This is a genomic window from Wolbachia endosymbiont of Drosophila mauritiana (genome assembly GCF_004795975.1).
GTDB lineage: Bacteria > Pseudomonadota > Alphaproteobacteria > Rickettsiales > Anaplasmataceae > Wolbachia.
Window position 1 is genome coordinate 1 of record NZ_CP034335.1, and the last position, 19,751, is coordinate 19,751.

Here is a 19,751-nt window from a genome sequence, read left to right on the forward strand (position 1 = left end):
TTGAGTAAAAAAAGAACTTTAGTAGAAAAAATAGCATACAGAATTTTTCTCTTTCTCTTCAACAAAACTTCTGTGTTAAAAAAATGTGCGACTGAGGCATTAATGGGTGATCTGTCAGGTCTTGACATACTTAATAGTCTATTAAAATTCCGTGATTGTAGTATCATGGATATAATGACTCCACGTAAGGAGATATGTGCAGTAGACATTGAATCGAGCAAGGATGAGGTAATAAAGAAGGTGAAAAACACTTACCATGCTAAGATACCAACTTATAAGAATAACTTTGACAACGTAATAGGCTTTTTTTACGTAAAAGATATCATTTTCAATAAGAATAAAGATTTTAATCTGAAAAATATTATACAAAATGTAATATTTGTCCCAGCCTCAATGAAAGCAACAAATCTTTTTGTTAGAATGAAATCTTCCAAGTCATATTTAGCTATTGTACTGGATGAATATGGCGGAACTGATGGTTTAATTTCGATAAATGATCTTATAGAAGAATTGATACCAAATATTGATAACGAGAATGAGGTAAATTCAGAACACACCATTACTGAATTATCTCAAAATAAGTTTGAAATATCGGCAAGGGCCCTTATAAAGGATATAGAGGAAAATCTAAAAATAGAGTTGTGTGACTCTGAAGAGCATTATGCCACACTTAGTGGTTTGGTTCTTTCAATTGCTGGTAAGGTACCTTCTGTAGATGAAGTTATAAGATATAAAAATGGTATAAAATTTATCATCAAGGATGCAAATGAACGATACATTAACAAAATAATACTAGACTTAAGTGATTGCAAAAATTAAATTCAATATTTTTTAGTGAAAGGTACTTTATCTTGGAAGTAGGATGCATAGTAGCCAGGTATGTAATTTAAACAATTTCTTAATATACAAAAGTTTGTAGTTCTATACGTTACTGTTTGATAATTAAGGTGGGAATAGTTTTATTGGTACAAAGTTATAAAAATTAGTTGTTTAAATATTTTTAGCGATCTGTAACCCTCAAAAAGGGAGTGTTAAATAAACCATACGCTTCAAGTTAAGAGATTGTAAGTAAATTCAGGGAAGTTAAGGTAGATACTCTAGTTTTTCTGTATTTGTCTTTTAATGAAAATCGAGACCAAGTTATGGTAAGATTTTTAAGAAAAACTTTCAAACTATTAACTTTATTCTTTAGTGCTAAAAATAACTCTCTAACCCGCCTTTTTAGCTCAATAAATGCCTTTGTTAAGCTAAGTTCTGTATTCTTTTTCACTTCTGTGCAACCAACTATGCCGTAAAATATAAGAATTGCGCACAAATTAGCATATAGTTCACATAATACTCTGCATGGCTTTCCTTTTAGCTTATCAACTCTGATATGGCTTTTATACAATTTAAATAATAACTCAATTTGCCACCTTACTCTGTAATACTTGCTCAGCACTAATTTTATTTTCTGGAACATTAGTTATACCAGTTCAATAATTTTTGATTTCTTTTAGAGGATCCTGCGATCTTGCTAATCTATTAGCTTTCCTTCTTCTGGCCATATTCAGTTAGTTTATATTCTTACTCTAATTTTTACTTCTTTTCCTAATAATACCTCGTTTTCTAAAAATCTCTAAACATTCCAGTAACTCTATTTTTTGATTTGTTTCTATATCATATATATTGGTATCAACGACTTATGAAATAAGCTCCTATTTCATTGATTTGTTTAAAAGAGCTTGGGACAAAATAACCCAGATCAGATATTAGCAAATCATTGCTTAATATATTACTTAAATGTTTCCTATATCCCGGATCTTATTCCCTCCGTTAAATTAAGTTGGTCTATTATCTGATTCATGTAGTCGAAAACTAATTGTAACTTTATTCCAGACTTAGTATTACTTTCGTAGCCACTGTAGCTAGTACCATAACCTTTATACATCTCTTCCATACTGTTAGGTAGAGTAGTATAGCTACTGTCCAATAATTTAACACTATTAAATAGCTGTAAGATTTTGCAATCAACTTGCAAGATATTTTTAAAGGGAACCACAGATTCATTATACATCCTTTTCATAAATTCCACTGCTTCTTCAGTAAATCTAAAATCCAAACCTTGTTTTGTTATATCTATCGAGTCCTCGTTTAGTAATTGACACATTGTTTCTACGCTACAATTATCAACCCCTATATTACCCAAGACCATGGCTTTTACGAACGATGAACCTTTTAGCTTTCTCTTTCTTTTTATAAACCTTGTTGTAATTGAGATTTTGTCTGCTTTTTCATTAAAAAATTCTTTGAGCTTTTTTGATAATCTAGTTACTTTATTCATTGATTCTCTCACTAAAAGTACTTCTGGGAGAACTTATACCTTATTATTCTATCTCTTTCATACCTTTATTTCCTTAACTTGACACGTATGGTTTATTTAACACTTCCCTAAGTACGTAAGAAAAAACACTCCTATACTGAAAGTACAAGCATTTGTTAAGATTATTAGGAATGTAAAACCTAGCAGAAATCTTGATAATTCAAACGCTGAACAACTTCAAGCTATTGATAGAAAAATCCCTTGATTGTACATAGGCCAAGTTGGCTTATGTGTTCTTATTCTCACTTTGTAAACATGCCAATAATTTTATCCACTATTCCACCCATATTTGCTCCAGCTTGAGTATGCTCTATTTTACCACCGTGTGAAATTAATTTAGGATCTGCACCAGGTGATATATTAACAAATTTACTACCAACAACCCCGCTGCTAGTGATTAGAGCTGAGCTATCAATTGGCAACTTTATGTCTCTGCTTATGCACATATCGATTCGTGCTATGTAGGTAGCTTTGTCAAGCGATACACCAGTTATGCTTCCGATTTCTACACCAGAGATCTTGACACTATCACCAACCCCTACACCGTTAGCATCAGTAAAAAGGCCATGTATTTTATAGCAATCCTTATAGTTTCTCTTTATGTAAGATAGCTTATTAATAGCGAAGAAGACAAGAAAAATAGTGAAAATTAATACAAATGATCCAGCAATTATTTCAAGTATATTTGACCTTCGCATCTTTAATTATTAGGATTCCAGCTTTCATAGTAGTTTTTCACCTTTTGCTTTGGGTAGTATGCATCTTTTGTACCCGTTAAATTAGGAGTTTTTCTTTTGTTATTGTTAATTGGTATTTCATTATTAGTATTATGCAGCCATATATAACATTCTGGAGGAATTGTTGTGGGGTCAGAAACATTACCATATATTACCCATCTTTTTCCTTTATTTGACTCATAGTAAGAATTTCCGTTTTCATCCCTACCTATAAGTTTACCTTTTCTCCTTAATAAGTTTGTTACTACATTATAAATTTTGGATAACATAAAGGTATTAAAACAAAAAGTATTATATATACTAATACTTTAACGATGTATTAACAACAGTTTAATGCAATTACCAATTCTACAAGTTATTATACCAATAATTGCGTCGATGTTCTGCTTTCTTACCAGGAAACATAGGGTGTCCTGGTTTATCTCTTTTTTTACAACGGCAGCTATTTTCTTTATTTCATTAACGTTGCTAGTGAAAACATACAATGGTGAAATTATAACTTATTATCTTGGAGATTGGGCTCCTCCATACGGAATAGAATTGAGAATCGACATATTGAACTCTTTGATTCTAACTTTGGTGAATTTTATAGCGCTGATTAGCGTGCTTTATAGCTTTTATATTAACGAAAAAGAAATTAGCAAAAACAAGATCACTGGTTTTTACTCTCTATTTCTACTGTGCTTAAGCGGACTACTCGGAATTCTAGTAACAAACGACATATTCAATCTTTATGTTTTTTTGGAAATTTCATCTCTTTCTTCTTATGTATTAGTTTCAATGGGAAGGGACAAAAAAGCCCTGATAGCAGCATTTGAATACCTCATTAGTGGTACTGTAGGAGCAACATTTTACTTGTTTGGCATCGGCCTTTTATACTCTATGACCGGAACGCTCAACATGTCTGACATGGCTGAAAGAATAGTACCATTATACGATAATAACATCATAAGACTTGGTACATTATTCATTTTTGTTGGTCTCTCAATCAAAATGGCACTATTTCCACTCAGCAGATGGCTGGTTAACGCATATAGTGAAGCACCTAGCTTCGTTAGCGTATTCTTTTCAGGTACAGTAACCAAAGTGATGATATATGTTTTTATCAGAATCTTTTACACTGTTTTTCAGCAAAATTTTTTCTTACCACTGCATAATGTGATAATTATCCTCGCACTTTGCGCTATTGTATTTGGATCAATATCTGCAATAATCGAAAAAGATATAAAAAGACTGTTTGCTCACTCCAGTATCAGTCAGATTGGCTATATACTTTTAATGCTGGGTTTAAATTCAAAATCAGGTTTGTTTTTAGCAGTTCTTCACATAGTAAATCATAGCATGATAAAAACGTCTTTATTCATGGTTGCAGGGTGTATTTCTTATAAGGTTGGTATGACAAAAATAGAAAATTTATCAGGACTAAAAAAGTCAATGCCCTATACAACACTCGCATTTACTCTACTTAGTTTAGCATTAATCGGTGTACCCTTGACAAATGGCTTTGTAAGTAAGTGGTATATGATGCAAGCAATTCTTGAATCTCATGCATGGGTCTCTCTGATGGTTTTTGCTGTTAGCTCTTTTTCTGCATTAGTATACATTTGGAAAATGGTTGAGAAAATGTATTTTGAAAACAGTACAGCATCAAACGCTGGAATGACATTTAATGAGGTACCATTGCTTATGCTCTTTTGTTTATTATTTATGGCAATTTTAACGGTAATAACTGGGATATATAGTAGTCCAATTCGGTTGGTAATTAATAAATTTGCTTTTTGATTTTCTTATGTTTTATTGTATCTCAAAGTCTGTAAAGTTTTTGCTGTGGATAAGCTGAAGAAGATTCACTTATTATTAGTCATTAACGTAATAGCTCTGTTTTGCGTTGGCATTGTTGTGCAATATTCTTCTGCTGGAGGAAAGTGGGCTCCATTTGCAATTCACCAATTGGTCATATTCTCTTTCTTCCTTTTGCTTGCTATAGCTATGTCATTTATAGAGCTAGATTTTTATTTGAAGCACGCTTATTTTTTTTACATAGCAGCAGTAATTGCGCTGTTAGCAGTAAATTTTTTTGGCTCGCATATAATGGGTGCAACGAGATGGATAAGAATTGGGTCAATTAGTTTACAACCATCAGAATTTGTAAAAGTGGGCTTAATACTTGCACTTGCTTGTTATTTTAATAAACAAAGTGTGTATAAAATGATGAAATTTCAAAGCTTATTTAAGCCACTTATAATTATTTTCTTACCTGTATTCCTTGTATTGAAGCAACCTAATTTAGGAACAGCTGTAATAATATTGTTTATAGGAGCATCAATCATATTCACAGCAATAATGGAGAGACCTCATTTGATAATTTTTGGAACTCTTGGCATTTTCGCAATACCAGCTATTTGGCCTTTTTTGCGCCCTTATCACAAGCAAAGGATATTATCATTTTTGGATTCATCAGTAGATCCACTTGGAATAGGTTATAATGCACAGCAATCTCAAATAGCTATTGGTTCAGGAGGTTTGTTTGGTAAGGGATTTATTAATGGAAGTCAAACTCAACTTGGATTTTTGCCAGAGAAACGCACAGATTTTGCTTTTGCGGTACTGAGTGAGGAATGGGGTTTTTTAGGCAGCATGACTTTGATTTTACTCTATACCACATTGCTTGCTATAATATTCTCCATTGCTTACAGGTCAAAAAATTACTTTTCTAAGTTAATATCTATCGGGGTTTTTGCCTTTTTTAGTGCTCATTTCTTTATAAACATTGGAATGACAATAGGCTTCTTACCTATAATAGGTGACCCACTTCCATTTCTATCCTATGGCGGAAGCACAACTGCTGCGAGCTTAATATGTATAGGATTGCTACTTAGTTCCGTGGCATCTACAAAGGACTTAAAGCTAAGTTTCCGATTTCACCCATAGAAAGAGCTTAGACAACCATCACTCTGCTAATGGTTAACGTCTTATTCTTCAATGAGAATCCCATTTTACGGTGCTTAAATCTATTCCCTCTTGTACCATTTCCAAAAGTGGGCTCATCTCTCTTAGCCGTCCAACATTTTTAGTAACAAGATCTGCTGCATATAGAACTTCATCTTTAGTTGTAAATCGGCCAAGGCCAAATCTAATTGATGAATGCTCAAGATCGTGGCCATTGTTTAGTGATCTTATGACATAAGAAGGCTCAAGGGATGCAGATGTGCATGCAGAACCAGAGCTTACTGCTAAATCCTTGATTGCCATGATAAGAGACTCACCCTCAACATAAGGAAAACTTAAGTTAAGGTTACCTGGAATCCTATTTTCGTAGTCACCATTTAAAACAACATCAGGAAATGCCTCTTTTATTTTGTTGTACAAAATATCTCTCAACTCTTCTAATTTGCTTGCTTCTATTTCCATTTCTTCTTTAGCGATACGTGCTGCTTCACCAAAACCAACTGCAAGGGTAGTAGGAACTGTTCCAGAGCGCATGCCTCTCTCCTGTCCACCACCACTAATTAGTGGCGTCAACCTAACACGAGGATTTTTTCTACGGACATATAACGCACCTATTCCCATAGGTCCATAAATTTTATGGCTAGAAAGGCTCATAAGATCAATGTTCATTTCATTTACGTCTATTGAAACTTTTCCAAAACTTTGGGCAGCGTCTGTATGAAAAAATATATTATGCTTTCTACACATTGCACCAATTTCTTTGACAGGTTGCATTACTCCGATTTCATTATTTGCCATCATCACTGAAATCAGAATTGTTTTATCAGTGATTGCCTCCTCAAGTTTCAACAAATCTATAATTCCGTTTTGCTTAACGGACAAATATGTAACTTTAAAGCCTTCATTTTCCAGATGTCGACAAGAATCTAAAACGCACTTATGCTCCGTGCAGACAGTTATTATATGATTTCCCTTATTCTTATAAAAATGAGCAACACCTTTGATAGCCATGTTATTTGATTCGGTTGCACCCGAGGTAAAGACGATTTCTTTGCTGTCTGCGTTCACCAAGTCAGCAATGTGCTTCCTTGCTTTTTCTACTGCTTCCTCAGCTGTCCAACCAAATGAATGGCTACGAGAGTGTGCATTACTGAACTCACCAAAATAAGGTATCATTAACTCCAAAACACGAGGATCTACTTTAGTAGTAGATTGATAATCAAGAAATATTGGTAATTTTATTTTAGCATTGCGTATTTTTTCCACATTCATAGTCAGGTTTCAGCATAGAAGTTACAACATTTAGTAGCACTAAAGCTTAATTTTTTCAAGATATATCTTGCCTAAATGAAAGTTGTTAGCGCTATCTTCTACGTTATTCCAGTGTCCCTGTAATGTCATTCCCTATGATCAGTGTTTGACACTGGTAGATCGAATACGCACTAGGCAAACCTAATAGCGCTAGCATCTTCTTGCTGTCCATTTGTTAAAGCAACAAGGACAACATTGCAAATTTAGAGTTCAAAAAGGGTTATTCCTCGAGAACTACTGCGTCAGAAAGCTGGCGCTGAATTTGTATATAATGTTGATCTTGGAGGTTTTTATGAATAATAGTGAGAGAAAAGAAAAATTGGAAACTCGCATTTTATCAAGTAGAGGCAGGTCTTTACTTGACCATGAGCTACTGGAACGTACTCTATCTGAATATGCAGAAGGAAGAGAAGTGGCAAAAAGGCTAATTGAGCTCTTTAGTAGTTTAGGAAGGGTAATTAATGCTGACTTTCATGAACTAAAAAATGTTACAGGAATGAATGATGGAGCAATAGCAAATATCTTTTGTCTGAAAGAGATTTTTGATAGGATATTGAAAGGTAAGTTAAAAAAGCTGTCGATTCTTGATAATAGAGAAGAGCTATTAAAATACTTTAAAGCAGCAATAGGGCAGTCACGAAAAGAAAGCTTACGAGTGGTATACTTAGATCGAAGTGGTCATTTAATATATGAGTATATTCAAGATTGTGGAACTATAGATAGAGTACCTCTATATGTGAGGGCAATAATAAAACAGGGATTACTGATTGACGCATCATCTGTTGCAATTTCACATAATCATCCAAGCGGAGATATAGAACCATCAAAGGAGGATGAGGATAACACACTCACATTAGCTGCAACCTGCGAAAATGTAGGAATGAAATTGATAGATCATATAATCGTAACACAGAAGAGCCACTTTAGTTTTTATGACAGTGGCTTATTGTAATCTGTAACCCGGAAGGAAAGTTCTCTAGCTTTCCTTCTTTTTTTCACTTCATAAATTAAAAAATTCAATATAAGCTTGAACAGCTAGAATTAGTAGTAAAAGGTGGAATTAGGTAAAAAAATAAAGGAACTTAGGTTATACTGTGGTTTGACACAAACTGAATTAGGAAAAAGAATAGGTGTTTCATATAGACAGATACAAAGGTACGAAAATGGTTCAAATTGCATTTTAGCCAGTAGGCTATATGACTTAGCAAAAGCCCTATCAATTGATGTTGCTGATTTCTTTACTGGTATGCATACTGACTCACATGAAGCTTATGATGAAGAAATACTAAAACTAGTCAAAGGATATAACAAAATTAAGAGCAAAAGGTTACGTAGTGCAGTTTATATATTGGTAAAATCTTTTTCTCAAAGTGATAATACATAGTTAATATTACCTGATACGTAAAATGACTATACAACATCCTATCAATAAACAAATAGGGGAAAGAATAAGGAAAAGAAGGCTAATGTGTGGTTTTAGTCAAAGAGATTTGGGAAAAAAGCTTGGAATTTCATTTCAGCATATACAAGGATATGAAACTGGAGAAGTTAGACTTATAGTTGATAGGTTATATAAATTGGCAGAAGCACTATCAGTTGATATGTCATATTTTTTTACCAAAGCCTCTGAAGATTTGCATGATAAGGCCTTTCATAGTGATGTAGGTAGCGAAGAAATATCGAGGCTAGTGAGGGAATACAGGAAAATTAAGGATGAAATTTTGTGTGACATTGTTCATTTAGTGATAAAGGCTCTTGCTCACAAATAATACAGGTTTTAAAGTACAAATACCTGGATATTTTCATAACATGAAGAAGTTTTCAATAAACCATTGCGTCAAGTTAAGGAAAAGTAGAATAAGGAAAAAAGAAGATGAAAAAAAACTATTTTATATATTAAGTTAGTAATTTATAAACTTTTCTAAAATAATTGCAACCGTTCACAGAGATAAGGTAGTTTACAAAGTAAGTATAAAAGTGTAAAGAAATAGGAAGCTATATATGGAATGGGTAAATGACAACAGTGCTGCAAGAAAAGGTTGTAGCAGAAAACGCTAATCTCAAGGAAAAAATAGTGCTAATCAGAGAAAATGATAGCCTGGGAACACAAATAGTTGAATTAAAAGACAAATTTGGAGCTTAAAATTCATCGCTGCTACCAGCATGAGATATATACCGTGAGGAAGCAAAAAAGAAAAGTGATAAAGACCAGGAGAGGACATAAGGCACATAAGCGTGAATTAATAGCTACAGACAAGGTAGTGAGCTGCACAATTGGTACGATTTGTGTATGTGGAGGTAAGGTTACTTTAGAAGATGAAGTAGAAGGCAGAGTTGCTAGAAATTAAGCCAATTGTAATTAAGTACAAATTGCAAAGAGAATATTGTAGCAGTTGTGTTAAAAGTCAATAGAAAAATTGATGTAGCTGTGAATAAGTACTTAAAATTTGTGTGGGCGTACTTATTCACAGCTATGCTATTACTATATAGAAACAGTTTTAGGGCTATACTCCTCAGTAAACAGTCTACCGTCTCTTACTAAAGAGTTAGCAAGGATAAGTAATTTTCTCATTGCAGCAGTAGAAGCAACTTTATATGGTTTTTTATATTGATTGTATAGCCTATCAAAGAAGATTTTTATATAAGAATTGTACCTTTGCGCACTAAGAATGCACATATGTAAAACCTTTCTAATTTGTGATCTACCACCCTGAATACACCTTTTTCCCTTACTAAAACCACTATCTCGATTAAAAGGTGCAACTCCGGAAAGGCTGGATATTTCTTTATGTTGGAGAGTTCCAAGCTCGGGTAGATAACAAATAAAAGTAATAGCTGTTATTGCACCTATACCAGGTATACTAGTTATTGACATATACTTTTTTTTAAGCTCTTGATTTTTATCGACTAATTCCATTACCTCATCTTCTAAGACTTGAATTTGATTTTGTAAAACTGCAAGTAGCTCTTCCATTTGTTTGATTATAGATAAATCGGTTACTTGATGAGCTTGGGTTTTTTGTATTTTTGCTATTTCTACTAGTTGATTCCTGCGAGATAATTTTTGCTTCAAACAGTCAATACTACTAACTTTTAAAGGAGTGACACGCATGTCTGTATTACTAACATAACGTGAGATGATGCTACAGTCTATTTTATCAGTTTTAGTAGCAATACCAAGGCTTTTTGCATAATCTCTCACCCATCTTGGTTGAATGACATATACTTCAAAACCATGGCTTAATAAAGTATAAGCACATAATTTTTCGTACCCACCAGTTGCTTCAAGTCCAACTTTGGTTACGTTATGTAAACGCAAAAAGTCGATTATTTGATCAATAGCTTGAACGTTATTTTCAAATACTTTATGATGTCCAAGTGGATGAATATGGATATCTAGTTTATTTTTGCTAATATCAATGCCAGTAATAATATTTGATAAATTCATAATCCCTCCATAAATAATGTGTATACTGCATTTTCCACCCTTATATACGAGCCTAAAAGCTCAACCAGTTGTTCGGAACTTTCAGTATAATAAACCAGAGAGGAGAACCTTGCTGCAAAACGGTCCTTATGACCAAGAGTATGTACGGTTCCTCCTCTCTGCGTGTCTTTATACCGCCATTTCGTGACATTTATAAAGACTTGTTTTTAACATATAAGAATATGTAGTATTAGGTACACATTTTCACAGGTTAGAAAAAAGTGATCGAAAAAAGCTAATACGTAAATTAATGCTAAGCGGTGCAGAGTTTCATGATACTTTATTGCAGAATAAACTGATAGGTGAAATCTATAATGAGCTACAACCAAAAATTCAGCCACAGATAGATAAGCAACTAGAAGAACTAGGAAAAGCTGGTGAAAGTGCTGTTCAGGAAGGAGCTTTAATAGATCTAGAAATAGATAATAGGACGTTTTTTGTGGAATTCTCTGAGGACAGCAAGGTAGAAGTTGCCAAAGTACTGAAAGCAAACAGAGAGTTAGGAAGTAATATTTTAAAAATTGGCAATAATGCAGTTGAAGTTAAAAGTGAGAAGGGAGGTATAAGAAACTATACTGATATTTCAGATGGTAGCTCTGTCATGTTAGAATTTCCTACAAGCGTTGGTAAGCTAAATATTATATTGTACCAAGAGGCAGATCAGGTGCAGGTTAGAGTAGCAAATAAGGAAATGTGGGCTGAGTTACAAAAAAGAGGCGAAGAAATTGGAAAAAACTGCCTTTTTGGTAGAATGAAAGTTAAAGAAGCAGTAGAGAAAGGTAATTTCACTAGATGTGGCATATGGAGTGAAAAGTATGCTATAAAAGAGGTTAGCAATGATGAAGTATTGTCTTCGTGGGTAAATAGGGTATGTGGAGGTAGTAAAGAAACCTTTAGAGGGCTTTAACCAACCTTCTTTCTTCATTTTATGGGTTAACTTTAAGGTTTCAGAATCTACCATTATATCTGGAGCCTTAACAAAATTGAGATATAGTAGAAAATATTATACGCAAGGTTCTTTTTGTGGAAAGAAGTTTAGACTATGAAGTAGGGCAAAAAGTAAAAAATTGGAGGTTAGAGCGAGGGTACACTCAGAAAGATTTAGCAGAGAAACTTGGTGTAAAGTACTGGGTAATACTGCAATATGAAAAAGGGAACCGTAGAATTTCAATTGAAAGGTTGTATGCTATAGCTGAGGTACTATCAATCAGTATTACTGATCTTATTCCTGTATCAAAAAGCTGTCTTGAAGATGGGGGAGATGGTATGAATAAGTATTGCTTGGTTGTAAGCAAGAGAAGATAATAACTTCTCAGAGTGGACTAGGTGGCAGGTTGGATATTTTTCTGAAGCACTTTCTGCTCTTATATGAAGAATAGAAAGAAGACTTCGTAGGAGAGATTAACTGCCCCTGCCACCGAAAATCATCGTGAGGCTCACAAAATGTGATGTGATGACCTCGTATAGGAGTTTGGAACAACTGGCAATATTCTACTCTGATATATTGAAATATGCAATTGGAGGAAAAAATATGCGTCACATTGGAGTTGATTTACATACCAATAGTTTTACTGCTTGTTACTTACAGGAAGGGAAACCTGAGCATATTCAAACGTTTCGCTTAAAAGACTTGGATAATTTCACCAAAGATCTTCAAGAAACAGATGAAGTAGCCATAGAAGCAACAGGTAATAGCTGTTTCTTTTATGATGCAGTTTCACCTTACGTTAAATGCATAGTAATAATTGCTCCTGGGCAGTTTGAAGTTGTTCGTCGCTCTGTGAACAAAACAGATAAGCATGATGCACGAGCTATTGCTTTCTTTCTCAGCAAAGATATGTTGCCTGAGGCAAGGTGCAAAAACAAACAATGCCAGCAGTTAGCTTCTCTTCTTCAAACGAGAGATCAGTTAGTAAAGTCACGGGTATCTTTAATCAATAAAGTTCATGGTCTTTTTAATTACCATGGAATAAAAATTAAAAAAGAAGTACTTACAACTAAAGTAGGATTTGAACGTGCTACTCAAAAGCATAATTGGGATCCTTTAGAAAAAGTTGAAATTGAAGTGATTAGCTATCATTTAGAAGCTATCCGAGAAAGCCTTAAAAAGCTTGAAAAGGAAATTATAGCTTTCGCTAAACAACTTCCTGGGTTCAGCAATCTTATCAGCATAAAGGGAATAGGTCCAATTTCTGCAGCTGTTTTTATTGTAACAATTGGAGACATTAATGATTTCCGTAGACCTGAGAAACTTACTGCATATTTTGGAGTTGTACCAAGAGTTTCTCAATCTAATCAGCAATGTACAATTGGAAGAATTACCAAACGAGGGTCAAAAATAGCGCGTACTTCTTTAGTTCAATGTACTTGGATTGCTGTACGTTACAGTCCTTACTTGAAAAGCTTTTATGAACATATAAAAAAGAAGCGTGGTTCTGCTAAGGCTATAACTGCTACTGCTAGAAAATTTCTTATAACTATTTTCTACACTCTTAAAAATAACTGGGTTTTTAAAGATTTTACAAAATTTGAAATTTCTATTGGACAATAATCATAGGAGATTAGTATTTATCTACGGAAAGATGGTAACAAAATGGTAGTAGAAATTGATGAGAAAAGCAAAATAAGGTTTAGCAAGTTAGAAAACAAATCAAGCTTTGGAGGGAATTGTCTTATACAGGGGAAAAGTGTTTTAGAAGTTATGGGCAAGAGTTTTGAAAATATTCCTGAGGAGTTAACTCAGACTATTAAAAACGTTCCATCTACTAGTCTTATGCAAACATGTTTACAACAACAAGAAAACTCTAATAGGGAATTAAATTAATGTATTTTTAGGATAATAATTAAGAAATTAATTATAAACATTCATACGCATTCGATTGGAGTAGAGGATATGGGGCAGCAATTAGCACAAGAACTAAAGGCAACTGTGGTTGGTTGTCAAATAGTGATTGATTAAATCAATTTAGAGAGGTAAATAGCAGCTTTGCAGCTTGTTTTTATGAACAAAGATAAAACGTTGTAGCCAAGTGCGCTTTCGGCATTGTGCTGAATTGCAATATCTCTGTGTTCTAACTCCTCATCACGAAACTTACTTATGGTTTCTCTTAATTCCCCATATTCTAAATGTAAGACTTGCTCCTTGTAGTGCTCTCCGATCACTTCTTCAACTGCAGCAGTGCAAGCCATAGCGGCTTTTTTACCCATCATAGCAGTTACAACACCAAGTGACACCCCTAAAGCACGCCAAATTGGCAACAAAACAGTAGGACGAACTCTTTGCTCCTTGATTTTCTCATTAAAATAGTGGAAATGTTTTTTTTCCTGCTCCTCCATTTCAATTATTTTGTCAATTATGGAAGATTTTTTAAGAATAAATTTTTGACCAGAATAAATACAAATGGCTCCATATTCGCCAGCATGATTTACTCTAATTGCTTGTTCTAAAAAATTTCCTTTCAATTTTTTTATATTGCTTTCCAATGTCTCCTCCCTTTATTTCTGCATTAGTACTACTATAAACCAACATATTATAGAGTAAATAAAATTCCATGCGTGCATTGCACCAACATTGTGATTACAGGAACTCAAGCAGCTATAGCAACAGCAAGAGTTACTTGACGGACTCCGCCATTCTCCTTAAAATAAGGGTGAAGATATATTATTTATCTTCAGTCTGTGCAGATAAAACGACAAAAAGCTCAATATACTTGATGTTTAATTTTTTGCACTATGTGCACTCTATGTCTTTATAAAACTTTTACCCACATAAGCCAAAATGCGCTTATCAAAGGATTTAACACAATAAAAAACGCCAATTAAAAAAATAGGTAGTAGCTGATAGATTTTCTTTTGCCTTTTTCTCTGTTTAGTAGATTTTTCAATATTTAATTCAATTAGCCGGTACTAAGATGATAACGAGTAGTAAGCTAAACATCCGTGTAGTTATTGGTGTTATCAAGATACTCCCTAATCTTCTTCAAATCTTCCCAAGCTAAGCGTTTTTGTGCTGGTTGACGAAGTAGATAGGCTGGATGAAATATAGCGGCTGTAGTAATTGAATGAGATAAATATTGGTTAGTATAAGTATGAAATCTGCCACGCAAGTTCGATATAGTCTTTGTGTTATCAAGAAGGCTATAACATGCAATTCCTCCGACAAAAATCAGAATTTGCGGTAAAATAAGAGCAATGTGCTTCTCAACAAATGGTCTGCACATATCAAGCTCCAGATCAGTTGGCTTTCTGTTACCAGGTGGACGCCAAAATACCGCATTGCTTATATACACCTTAGTGCGGTCCAGACTAATTGCACCGAGCATCTTATCGAGCAGCATTCCGCTTGCACCACAAAATGGTATGCCTTTCAGGTCTTCATTTGCTCCTGGTGCTTCACCAATAAGCATGATTTTTGCATTCGGATTACCATCAGAAAAAACAGTATTAGTTGCAGTTTTTTTTATTTCACAACCCTCAAATGACTTAACTGCACTTCTTAGTTCGTCTACACTACTACATTCACTTGCAAGCTTCCTTGCTTCAATGATCCAGTCACTTGGGAACATGGTTTGTTGTTCTTTTTTCTGCTCGATGACAGAAGATTGTGCAGCTCTCTCATTTTCCATTTTTTTTTCCTCTTCACTTTCAGTTAGTGTGCAATCAACTCCCACTTCATGATAGAACTTCAACAATTCTAGATCTTCATTGCTCATAGTGCCTCTTAACCTTTTGTGCTTTTTTCATAGCCAAATCATACTTCAACCTAGATAAATGTCTAATGTATAATATACCATTTAAGTGATCCAATTCATGCTGAATACACCTTGCAAGCCAACCACTAGCTTTTAGCGTCTGTTCTTCGTTATTTAAGTTTTTATATTTTACAGTTAAATATTTTGGACGCTTGATTTCATGGCTTTGCTCCGGAATTGAAAGACATCCTTCACTCATAATGACTTGTTCATCAGATAATTCCTTAATTTCAGGGTTAATCATACAAAACTTGCCAACTGAATCATACCCTACTAGCTCATCTCCAGCCTTTTCTGGCTGAACGTCCATGACAAAAATTCTCTTCAGCACTCCAACTTGTACTGCAGCAAGACCAAGACCTTCTGCATCGTACATAGTTTCGAACATGTCATTTACTAATTCTTTAATTTTATCGGTTATATCTGTTACTTCACTGGCGCGTGTAGTTAATCTTTCGTCAGGGGCAATTACAATTGGTAACTTAGACATAAAAATTGTAATTCTGTGTTTTATTTTTCTTTTTGTCTAGGTATATTAAAATGTTGCTACATTTATAATAGAAATATAAATTATTGAAGGGAGCTGCAATTTAAATGAAATTGTGTAATAAGGTCAATCAATGTATTCTGCGGTAATAGTAAAGCCAAAAAGAAATATCTTTGCTGTTTTAGATATAGGCACAACAAAGATTATTTGTCTAATTGTTAAGATTAATAGCAATCTTAGCTATAAAATAATAGGAACGGGTTATAAAAGTGCAGAAGGTATAAGTGGTGGATCAATAACTGATGCAAAGCATGCAAGTTACTCTATTTCATCAACTGTAGGTTTAGCTGAACAAGTATCAGAAGAGACTATAGACCAGATATATGTGAATGTGGCTGGATGTGGGATTTCTTCTTTTAACGTACATAACGAAATAATTGCAGCTAATCACGAAATTTTAGACCGAGACATAAAACGTGTAGTCTTTCAGACATTTGAGAAATATATCGAAGAAAATGTTATAATTCACAATATACCACTTAAATATCACTTAGATGATATGACTGACATAAAGGAGGTCAGTGGATTATATGGAAAAAGATTGTCTGCTGATGTTAATGTTGTCACTGCTTCGCGTCCAGCGCTTACCAATATCGAAAATTGTATAACTAATAATAGTGGGATAAGTATGGCTGGTTGTGTTGCTTCTGCATATTCTGCAGGCCTTGCCTGTCTAAGTAAAGATGAAAAAGAGCTAGGAACTGCCGTTGTTGACATAGGAGGTGGATGCACTGCAATTGGAATTTTTAAGAGAGGAAAACTTGTGTACACAAGCAGCATTCCAATTGGTGGCATTCACATTACCCGAGATATAGCTTATGGATTATGCACAAGTATAGAGCATGCTGAACGCATAAAAATACTATACGGTAGCACTATCATAACTTCAATAGATGAGAATGAATACATCACAGTGCAAAGTAACGAAAGCGATGAATCGACTCAAGTGCTCAAATCTGAACTTGTTAACATCATAAGACCAAGGATTGAGGAAATACTTGAACTGATAAGAGACCAATTTCAGGAGCAGAAAAATCTAATCAACAAAGTAGTCATCACAGGTGGTACTAGCTATTTGGCAAGCATTAAAGAGATTGCTAGCCATATATTTAATAAACAGGTCCGTATTGGGTATCCTGAGTCGTGTAGTGGTCTTGATGGCGAATACGACAAAAATCCTGTATTTTCTGCTGCTTTAGGCTCTATAAAGCTAATAGTTGACACCTTTTATAGAAATAATTCTGGAATGCTTGATCACGATGGCAAAATAAGTAAGTTATACCATTGGGTTAAATCAAAAGTCACAGTCTAGATTTTTGTCTTTATCTCTTAATATACAAATGGCTTGATCTAGGAGCTTATTTTTATAGTATTATTACACTGATGTATCCGTAAGAGAAGCAGAAAATTACAATAAAAACGTAAGAAACATGAACATCACTATACATTCACAAGAAGATTTTGACTTTATGCGTAAAGCTGGCAGGCTTGCAGCTGAAACCCTTGATTTTATTGCACCATACGTCAAAGTAGGCTTAACAACTAATGAATTAAATGATCTATGTCATGATTTTATAATCAATGCAGGTGCAATTCCAGCACCACTGAATTATAAGGGATATCCGAAATCAATTTGTACTTCGAAAAATGCTGTTGTATGTCATGGTATTCCTGATGATAAACCTCTTAAAGATGGAGATATTTTAAATATTGACGTTACAGTAATTTTAAATGGCTGGTATGGTGATACAAGTCGCATGTTTTGGACTGGTAAACCCTCAATAAAAGCAAAGCGTTTGTGTAATGCTGCCTACAATGTGCTAATGGAAGCGATAAAACAAGTTAAGCCTGGCAATAAGTTAAATGAAATAGGATTTGCTATAGAAAAATATATTGAAGATTTTGGATATTCTATCGTACGCAATTATTGTGGACATGGCATAGGAAAGGTTTTTCATGCTCCACCAAATGTTGTACATTTTTATGATGAAGGTGAGGATCTTATCTTAAAAGAAGGCATGTTTTTTACGGTAGAACCAATGATCAATGCTGGAAAACATGAAACTCTGCTCAGCAAGCTAGATGGCTGGACAGTGACAACACGTGATCTTTCACTTTCTGCACAATTTGAGCATACGCTTGGAGTCACAAAAGATGGAGTTGAAATATTTACACTATCACCTAAAAATTGGCATTTTCCACCTTATGATTAGATTTTTTAAACACTTGGTTTTTGAAAAAATCTAACTCTTAACTTGTGATATAGCAACTAACCCAATTAGTGCACAGAAAATCATGTAAAAACTTGCTAAAGTTCCTTGTCCTGTAACTTTGATAATAGTTGTGCATATAAATGGTGCAAGACCACCAAAAAATCCCGAAGCTATATTTCTTGATAAACCAAATCCACTGTATCGTACCTTTATTGGGAATAATTCACACATAAACGCGCTAACAGGACCAAGAGAAGCAGCTATTGGGATTATAAAAAGAACGTGCGCCATTATGGTGAGCAAATTATTACCACTTAGTATCATTGAAAAAACTGGATAACTTACTACTATAAAAGTCACAAATGCAAATTTCATGACTCTTTCTCTCCCTACCTTATCAGAAAGTATTGCAAATAGTATAGTCAATCCTCCAAGTGCAACCTGATTCAATATTTCTACTGCGTGATTAAAGTGAGTGTTTATTGTTGATGCAAGTAGATTAAAAAACACTAAATATATGTAAAGAGATGCATTCTCAACTATGTCAACTCCAATTGATATTAGAAAAGGTTTTTTATAGCCATTTAACAGTTCTTTTAACGGTAATTCATGTGGCTTTTCCTGCTTTTTATATTCTGGGCTTTCATCGAGTATATATCTCATATATATACTGATTAATCCTATTACAAAACTGAAAATAAAAGGCAATCTCCATCCCCAAGATTCAAAATCGGATACTTTTTTGCATATAAGCACCACTATAAGACTTAATATTGAGCCAAGAATTGCGCTCAATACTTCAATACTGCCAAAGAATCCTCTTTTATTTTTAGGAGCATGCTCTATTAAAAATGGGGCATTTCCTGCCTCTCCTCCAAGAGATATACCCTGCAATAATCTTAAACATACCACCAGTACTGATGCGAGTACCCCAATGTTCTGATACCCTGGAACAAATGCAATAAGTACGGTTGATAGAGTCATCAATATGATAGAGAGAAATAGAGCAATCCTTCTTCCATATTTATCGCCAATGTGGCCAAATATAGCAGCACCAATTGGTCTTATTAAGAAACCCGCTGCAAACACTCCAAAAGCTTTAAGTATGCTGACTAATTTGTCGTCTGATGGAAAAAACACATCTCCGATTATGCTTATTAGATGGCTGAAAAGCATGTGATCATACCACAACAAAGTGTTACAAATTAAACTTGATAGTATTACTTTTGTTATTTGTCGCACAAAATCTTCCGTAATTTGTTTGATATTATAGTAATATTACTTACTTTTTCAAACGTGAATCATGTAAATGTTATATTAATAATATTATCTTATTAAATTTTTATATCGTTGATTATATTTAAATATTCTTATACTATACCTATATATTTCCA

General features: G+C 34.0%; 19 protein-coding genes and 4 pseudogenes. 14 read left to right on the plus strand and 9 right to left on the minus strand.

Annotation, left to right across the window (positions count from 1 at the left end; genetic code table 11):
- Window positions 1–819, plus strand: coding sequence for a transporter associated domain-containing protein (locus tag EJB00_RS00005; protein WP_015588081.1), 819 nt, complete (start codon window positions 1–3; stop codon window positions 817–819).
- 235 nt (window positions 820–1,054) lie between these two features.
- Here the strand turns inward: EJB00_RS00005 and EJB00_RS00010 are convergent.
- From EJB00_RS00010 to EJB00_RS00020, 3 genes and pseudogenes are all read right to left on the minus strand, one after another.
- A pseudogene (locus tag EJB00_RS00010) lies at window positions 1,055–2,335 on the minus strand (IS4 family transposase).
- A gap of 269 nt (window positions 2,336–2,604) precedes the next feature.
- Window positions 2,605–3,060, minus strand: a complete 456-nt coding sequence (mlaD, locus tag EJB00_RS00015; RefSeq protein WP_135353034.1) for an outer membrane lipid asymmetry maintenance protein MlaD — start codon at window positions 3,058–3,060, stop codon at window positions 2,605–2,607.
- A gap of 2 nt (window positions 3,061–3,062) precedes the next feature.
- Complete coding sequence (locus EJB00_RS00020) at window positions 3,063–3,368, minus strand: NADH-ubiquinone oxidoreductase subunit NDUFA12 family protein (RefSeq protein ID WP_135353033.1); 306 nt, start codon at window positions 3,366–3,368, stop codon at window positions 3,063–3,065.
- A gap of 64 nt (window positions 3,369–3,432) precedes the next feature.
- Between EJB00_RS00020 and EJB00_RS00025 the strand changes: the two genes are divergently transcribed.
- Together EJB00_RS00025 and rodA are read left to right on the plus strand one after the other, a co-directional pair.
- The gene (locus EJB00_RS00025) at window positions 3,433–4,881 is read left to right on the plus strand and encodes a proton-conducting transporter transmembrane domain-containing protein (RefSeq protein WP_015588084.1); all 1,449 of its coding nucleotides are present in this window, start codon (window positions 3,433–3,435) and stop codon (window positions 4,879–4,881) included.
- Between the two features lie 45 nt (window positions 4,882–4,926).
- Complete coding sequence (gene rodA / locus EJB00_RS00030; protein ID WP_015588085.1) at window positions 4,927–6,030, plus strand: rod shape-determining protein RodA; 1,104 nt, start codon at window positions 4,927–4,929, stop codon at window positions 6,028–6,030.
- A gap of 48 nt (window positions 6,031–6,078) precedes the next feature.
- Here rodA and EJB00_RS00035 read toward each other — a convergent pair whose 3' ends face one another.
- Window positions 6,079–7,320 (minus strand): IscS subfamily cysteine desulfurase, encoded by a 1,242-nt coding sequence (locus tag EJB00_RS00035; protein WP_015588086.1) that lies wholly within the window; start codon window positions 7,318–7,320, stop codon window positions 6,079–6,081.
- 331 nt (window positions 7,321–7,651) lie between these two features.
- Here EJB00_RS00035 and EJB00_RS00040 point away from each other — a divergent pair, with 331 nt between their 5' ends.
- The 5 genes from EJB00_RS00040 (at window position 7,652) to EJB00_RS06245 (ending at window position 9,707) form a co-directional block, all read left to right on the plus strand.
- Entirely contained in the window at window positions 7,652–8,311 is a 660-nt protein-coding gene (locus EJB00_RS00040) for a JAB domain-containing protein (RefSeq protein ID WP_015588087.1), read from the plus strand.
- A 102-nt stretch (window positions 8,312–8,413) separates the two neighbouring features.
- On the plus strand, window positions 8,414–8,743 hold the full coding sequence (locus EJB00_RS00045; RefSeq protein WP_015588088.1) for a helix-turn-helix domain-containing protein: 330 nt from the start codon (window positions 8,414–8,416) through the stop codon (window positions 8,741–8,743).
- Between the two features lie 22 nt (window positions 8,744–8,765).
- The gene (locus EJB00_RS00050; RefSeq protein ID WP_135353032.1) at window positions 8,766–9,128 is read left to right on the plus strand and encodes a helix-turn-helix domain-containing protein; all 363 of its coding nucleotides are present in this window, start codon (window positions 8,766–8,768) and stop codon (window positions 9,126–9,128) included.
- Between the two features lie 245 nt (window positions 9,129–9,373).
- A complete protein-coding gene (locus EJB00_RS06505; RefSeq protein WP_255324778.1) occupies window positions 9,374–9,502 on the plus strand; it encodes a hypothetical protein in 129 nt (42 codons plus the stop codon).
- 34 nt (window positions 9,503–9,536) lie between these two features.
- Complete coding sequence (locus EJB00_RS06245) at window positions 9,537–9,707, plus strand: hypothetical protein (RefSeq protein ID WP_179943657.1); 171 nt, start codon at window positions 9,537–9,539, stop codon at window positions 9,705–9,707.
- A 134-nt stretch (window positions 9,708–9,841) separates the two neighbouring features.
- Here EJB00_RS06245 and EJB00_RS00060 read toward each other — a convergent pair whose 3' ends face one another.
- Window positions 9,842–10,807, minus strand: a complete 966-nt coding sequence (locus tag EJB00_RS00060) for an IS110 family RNA-guided transposase (RefSeq protein WP_135352759.1) — start codon at window positions 10,805–10,807, stop codon at window positions 9,842–9,844.
- 217 nt (window positions 10,808–11,024) lie between these two features.
- Between EJB00_RS00060 and EJB00_RS00070 the strand changes: the two are divergent.
- From EJB00_RS00070 to EJB00_RS00085, 4 genes and pseudogenes are all read left to right on the plus strand, one after another.
- Window positions 11,025–11,753, plus strand: a pseudogene (locus EJB00_RS00070) (hypothetical protein); the annotation flags it as partial.
- Between the two features lie 116 nt (window positions 11,754–11,869).
- Window positions 11,870–12,109: pseudogene (locus tag EJB00_RS00075) on the plus strand (helix-turn-helix domain-containing protein); the annotation flags it as partial.
- 268 nt (window positions 12,110–12,377) lie between these two features.
- Window positions 12,378–13,397: an IS110 family RNA-guided transposase gene (locus tag EJB00_RS00080; RefSeq protein ID WP_135352712.1), complete on the plus strand. Its 1,020-nt coding sequence runs from the start codon at window positions 12,378–12,380 to the stop codon at window positions 13,395–13,397.
- Between the two features lie 42 nt (window positions 13,398–13,439).
- Window positions 13,440–13,670 (plus strand): hypothetical protein, encoded by a 231-nt coding sequence (locus tag EJB00_RS00085; protein ID WP_041581332.1) that lies wholly within the window; start codon window positions 13,440–13,442, stop codon window positions 13,668–13,670.
- 131 nt (window positions 13,671–13,801) lie between these two features.
- Here EJB00_RS00085 and EJB00_RS00090 read toward each other — a convergent pair whose 3' ends face one another.
- The 3 genes from EJB00_RS00090 to def all read right to left on the minus strand — a co-directional run bounded on the left by EJB00_RS00090 (window position 13,802) and on the right by def (window position 16,087).
- Entirely contained in the window at window positions 13,802–14,329 is a 528-nt protein-coding gene (locus EJB00_RS00090) for a demethoxyubiquinone hydroxylase family protein (RefSeq protein ID WP_015588171.1), read from the minus strand.
- 446 nt (window positions 14,330–14,775) lie between these two features.
- Entirely contained in the window at window positions 14,776–15,558 is a 783-nt protein-coding gene (locus EJB00_RS00095) for a uracil-DNA glycosylase (RefSeq protein ID WP_135352762.1), read from the minus strand.
- Window positions 15,548–16,087: a peptide deformylase gene (def, locus tag EJB00_RS00100; protein ID WP_135352763.1), complete on the minus strand. Its 540-nt coding sequence runs from the start codon at window positions 16,085–16,087 to the stop codon at window positions 15,548–15,550. Before def ends, EJB00_RS00095 begins: the two co-directional genes overlap by 11 nt.
- 130 nt (window positions 16,088–16,217) lie before the next feature.
- Between def and ftsA the strand changes: the two genes are divergently transcribed.
- Both ftsA and map read left to right on the plus strand, forming a co-directional pair.
- Window positions 16,218–17,456 (plus strand): cell division protein FtsA, encoded by a 1,239-nt coding sequence (gene ftsA / locus EJB00_RS00105; protein WP_015588168.1) that lies wholly within the window; start codon window positions 16,218–16,220, stop codon window positions 17,454–17,456.
- A 103-nt stretch (window positions 17,457–17,559) separates the two neighbouring features.
- Window positions 17,560–18,357 (plus strand): annotated as a pseudogene (map, locus tag EJB00_RS00110) (type I methionyl aminopeptidase); the annotation flags it as partial.
- 30 nt (window positions 18,358–18,387) lie between these two features.
- Here the strand turns inward: map and EJB00_RS00115 are convergent.
- Window positions 18,388–19,599 (minus strand): MFS transporter, encoded by a 1,212-nt coding sequence (locus EJB00_RS00115; RefSeq protein ID WP_135352765.1) that lies wholly within the window; start codon window positions 19,597–19,599, stop codon window positions 18,388–18,390.
- Window positions 19,600–19,751 lie beyond the last annotated feature (152 nt).

Excerpts from the sequence above, each read along its gene's own strand:
- mlaD (WP_135353034.1), bottom strand. The coding sequence starts at position 3,060 with ATGCGAAGGTCAAATATACTTGAAATAATTGCTGGATCATTTGTATTA.
- EJB00_RS00020 (WP_135353033.1), bottom strand. The coding sequence starts at position 3,368 with ATGTTATCCAAAATTTATAATGTAGTAACAAACTTATTAAGGAGAAAA.
- EJB00_RS00025 (WP_015588084.1), top strand. The coding sequence starts at position 3,433 with ATGCAATTACCAATTCTACAAGTTATTATACCAATAATTGCGTCGATG.
- EJB00_RS00035 (WP_015588086.1), bottom strand. The coding sequence starts at position 7,320 with ATGAATGTGGAAAAAATACGCAATGCTAAAATAAAATTACCAATATTT.
- EJB00_RS00040 (WP_015588087.1), top strand. The coding sequence starts at position 7,652 with ATGAATAATAGTGAGAGAAAAGAAAAATTGGAAACTCGCATTTTATCA.
- EJB00_RS00050 (WP_135353032.1), top strand. The coding sequence starts at position 8,766 with ATGACTATACAACATCCTATCAATAAACAAATAGGGGAAAGAATAAGG.
- EJB00_RS06505 (WP_255324778.1), top strand. The coding sequence starts at position 9,374 with ATGACAACAGTGCTGCAAGAAAAGGTTGTAGCAGAAAACGCTAATCTC.
- EJB00_RS00060 (WP_135352759.1), bottom strand. The coding sequence starts at position 10,807 with ATGAATTTATCAAATATTATTACTGGCATTGATATTAGCAAAAATAAA.
- EJB00_RS00080 (WP_135352712.1), top strand. The coding sequence starts at position 12,378 with ATGCGTCACATTGGAGTTGATTTACATACCAATAGTTTTACTGCTTGT.
- EJB00_RS00085 (WP_041581332.1), top strand. The coding sequence starts at position 13,440 with ATGGTAGTAGAAATTGATGAGAAAAGCAAAATAAGGTTTAGCAAGTTA.
- EJB00_RS00095 (WP_135352762.1), bottom strand. The coding sequence starts at position 15,558 with ATGAGCAATGAAGATCTAGAATTGTTGAAGTTCTATCATGAAGTGGGA.
- def (WP_135352763.1), bottom strand. The coding sequence starts at position 16,087 with ATGTCTAAGTTACCAATTGTAATTGCCCCTGACGAAAGATTAACTACA.
- ftsA (WP_015588168.1), top strand. The coding sequence starts at position 16,218 with ATGTATTCTGCGGTAATAGTAAAGCCAAAAAGAAATATCTTTGCTGTT.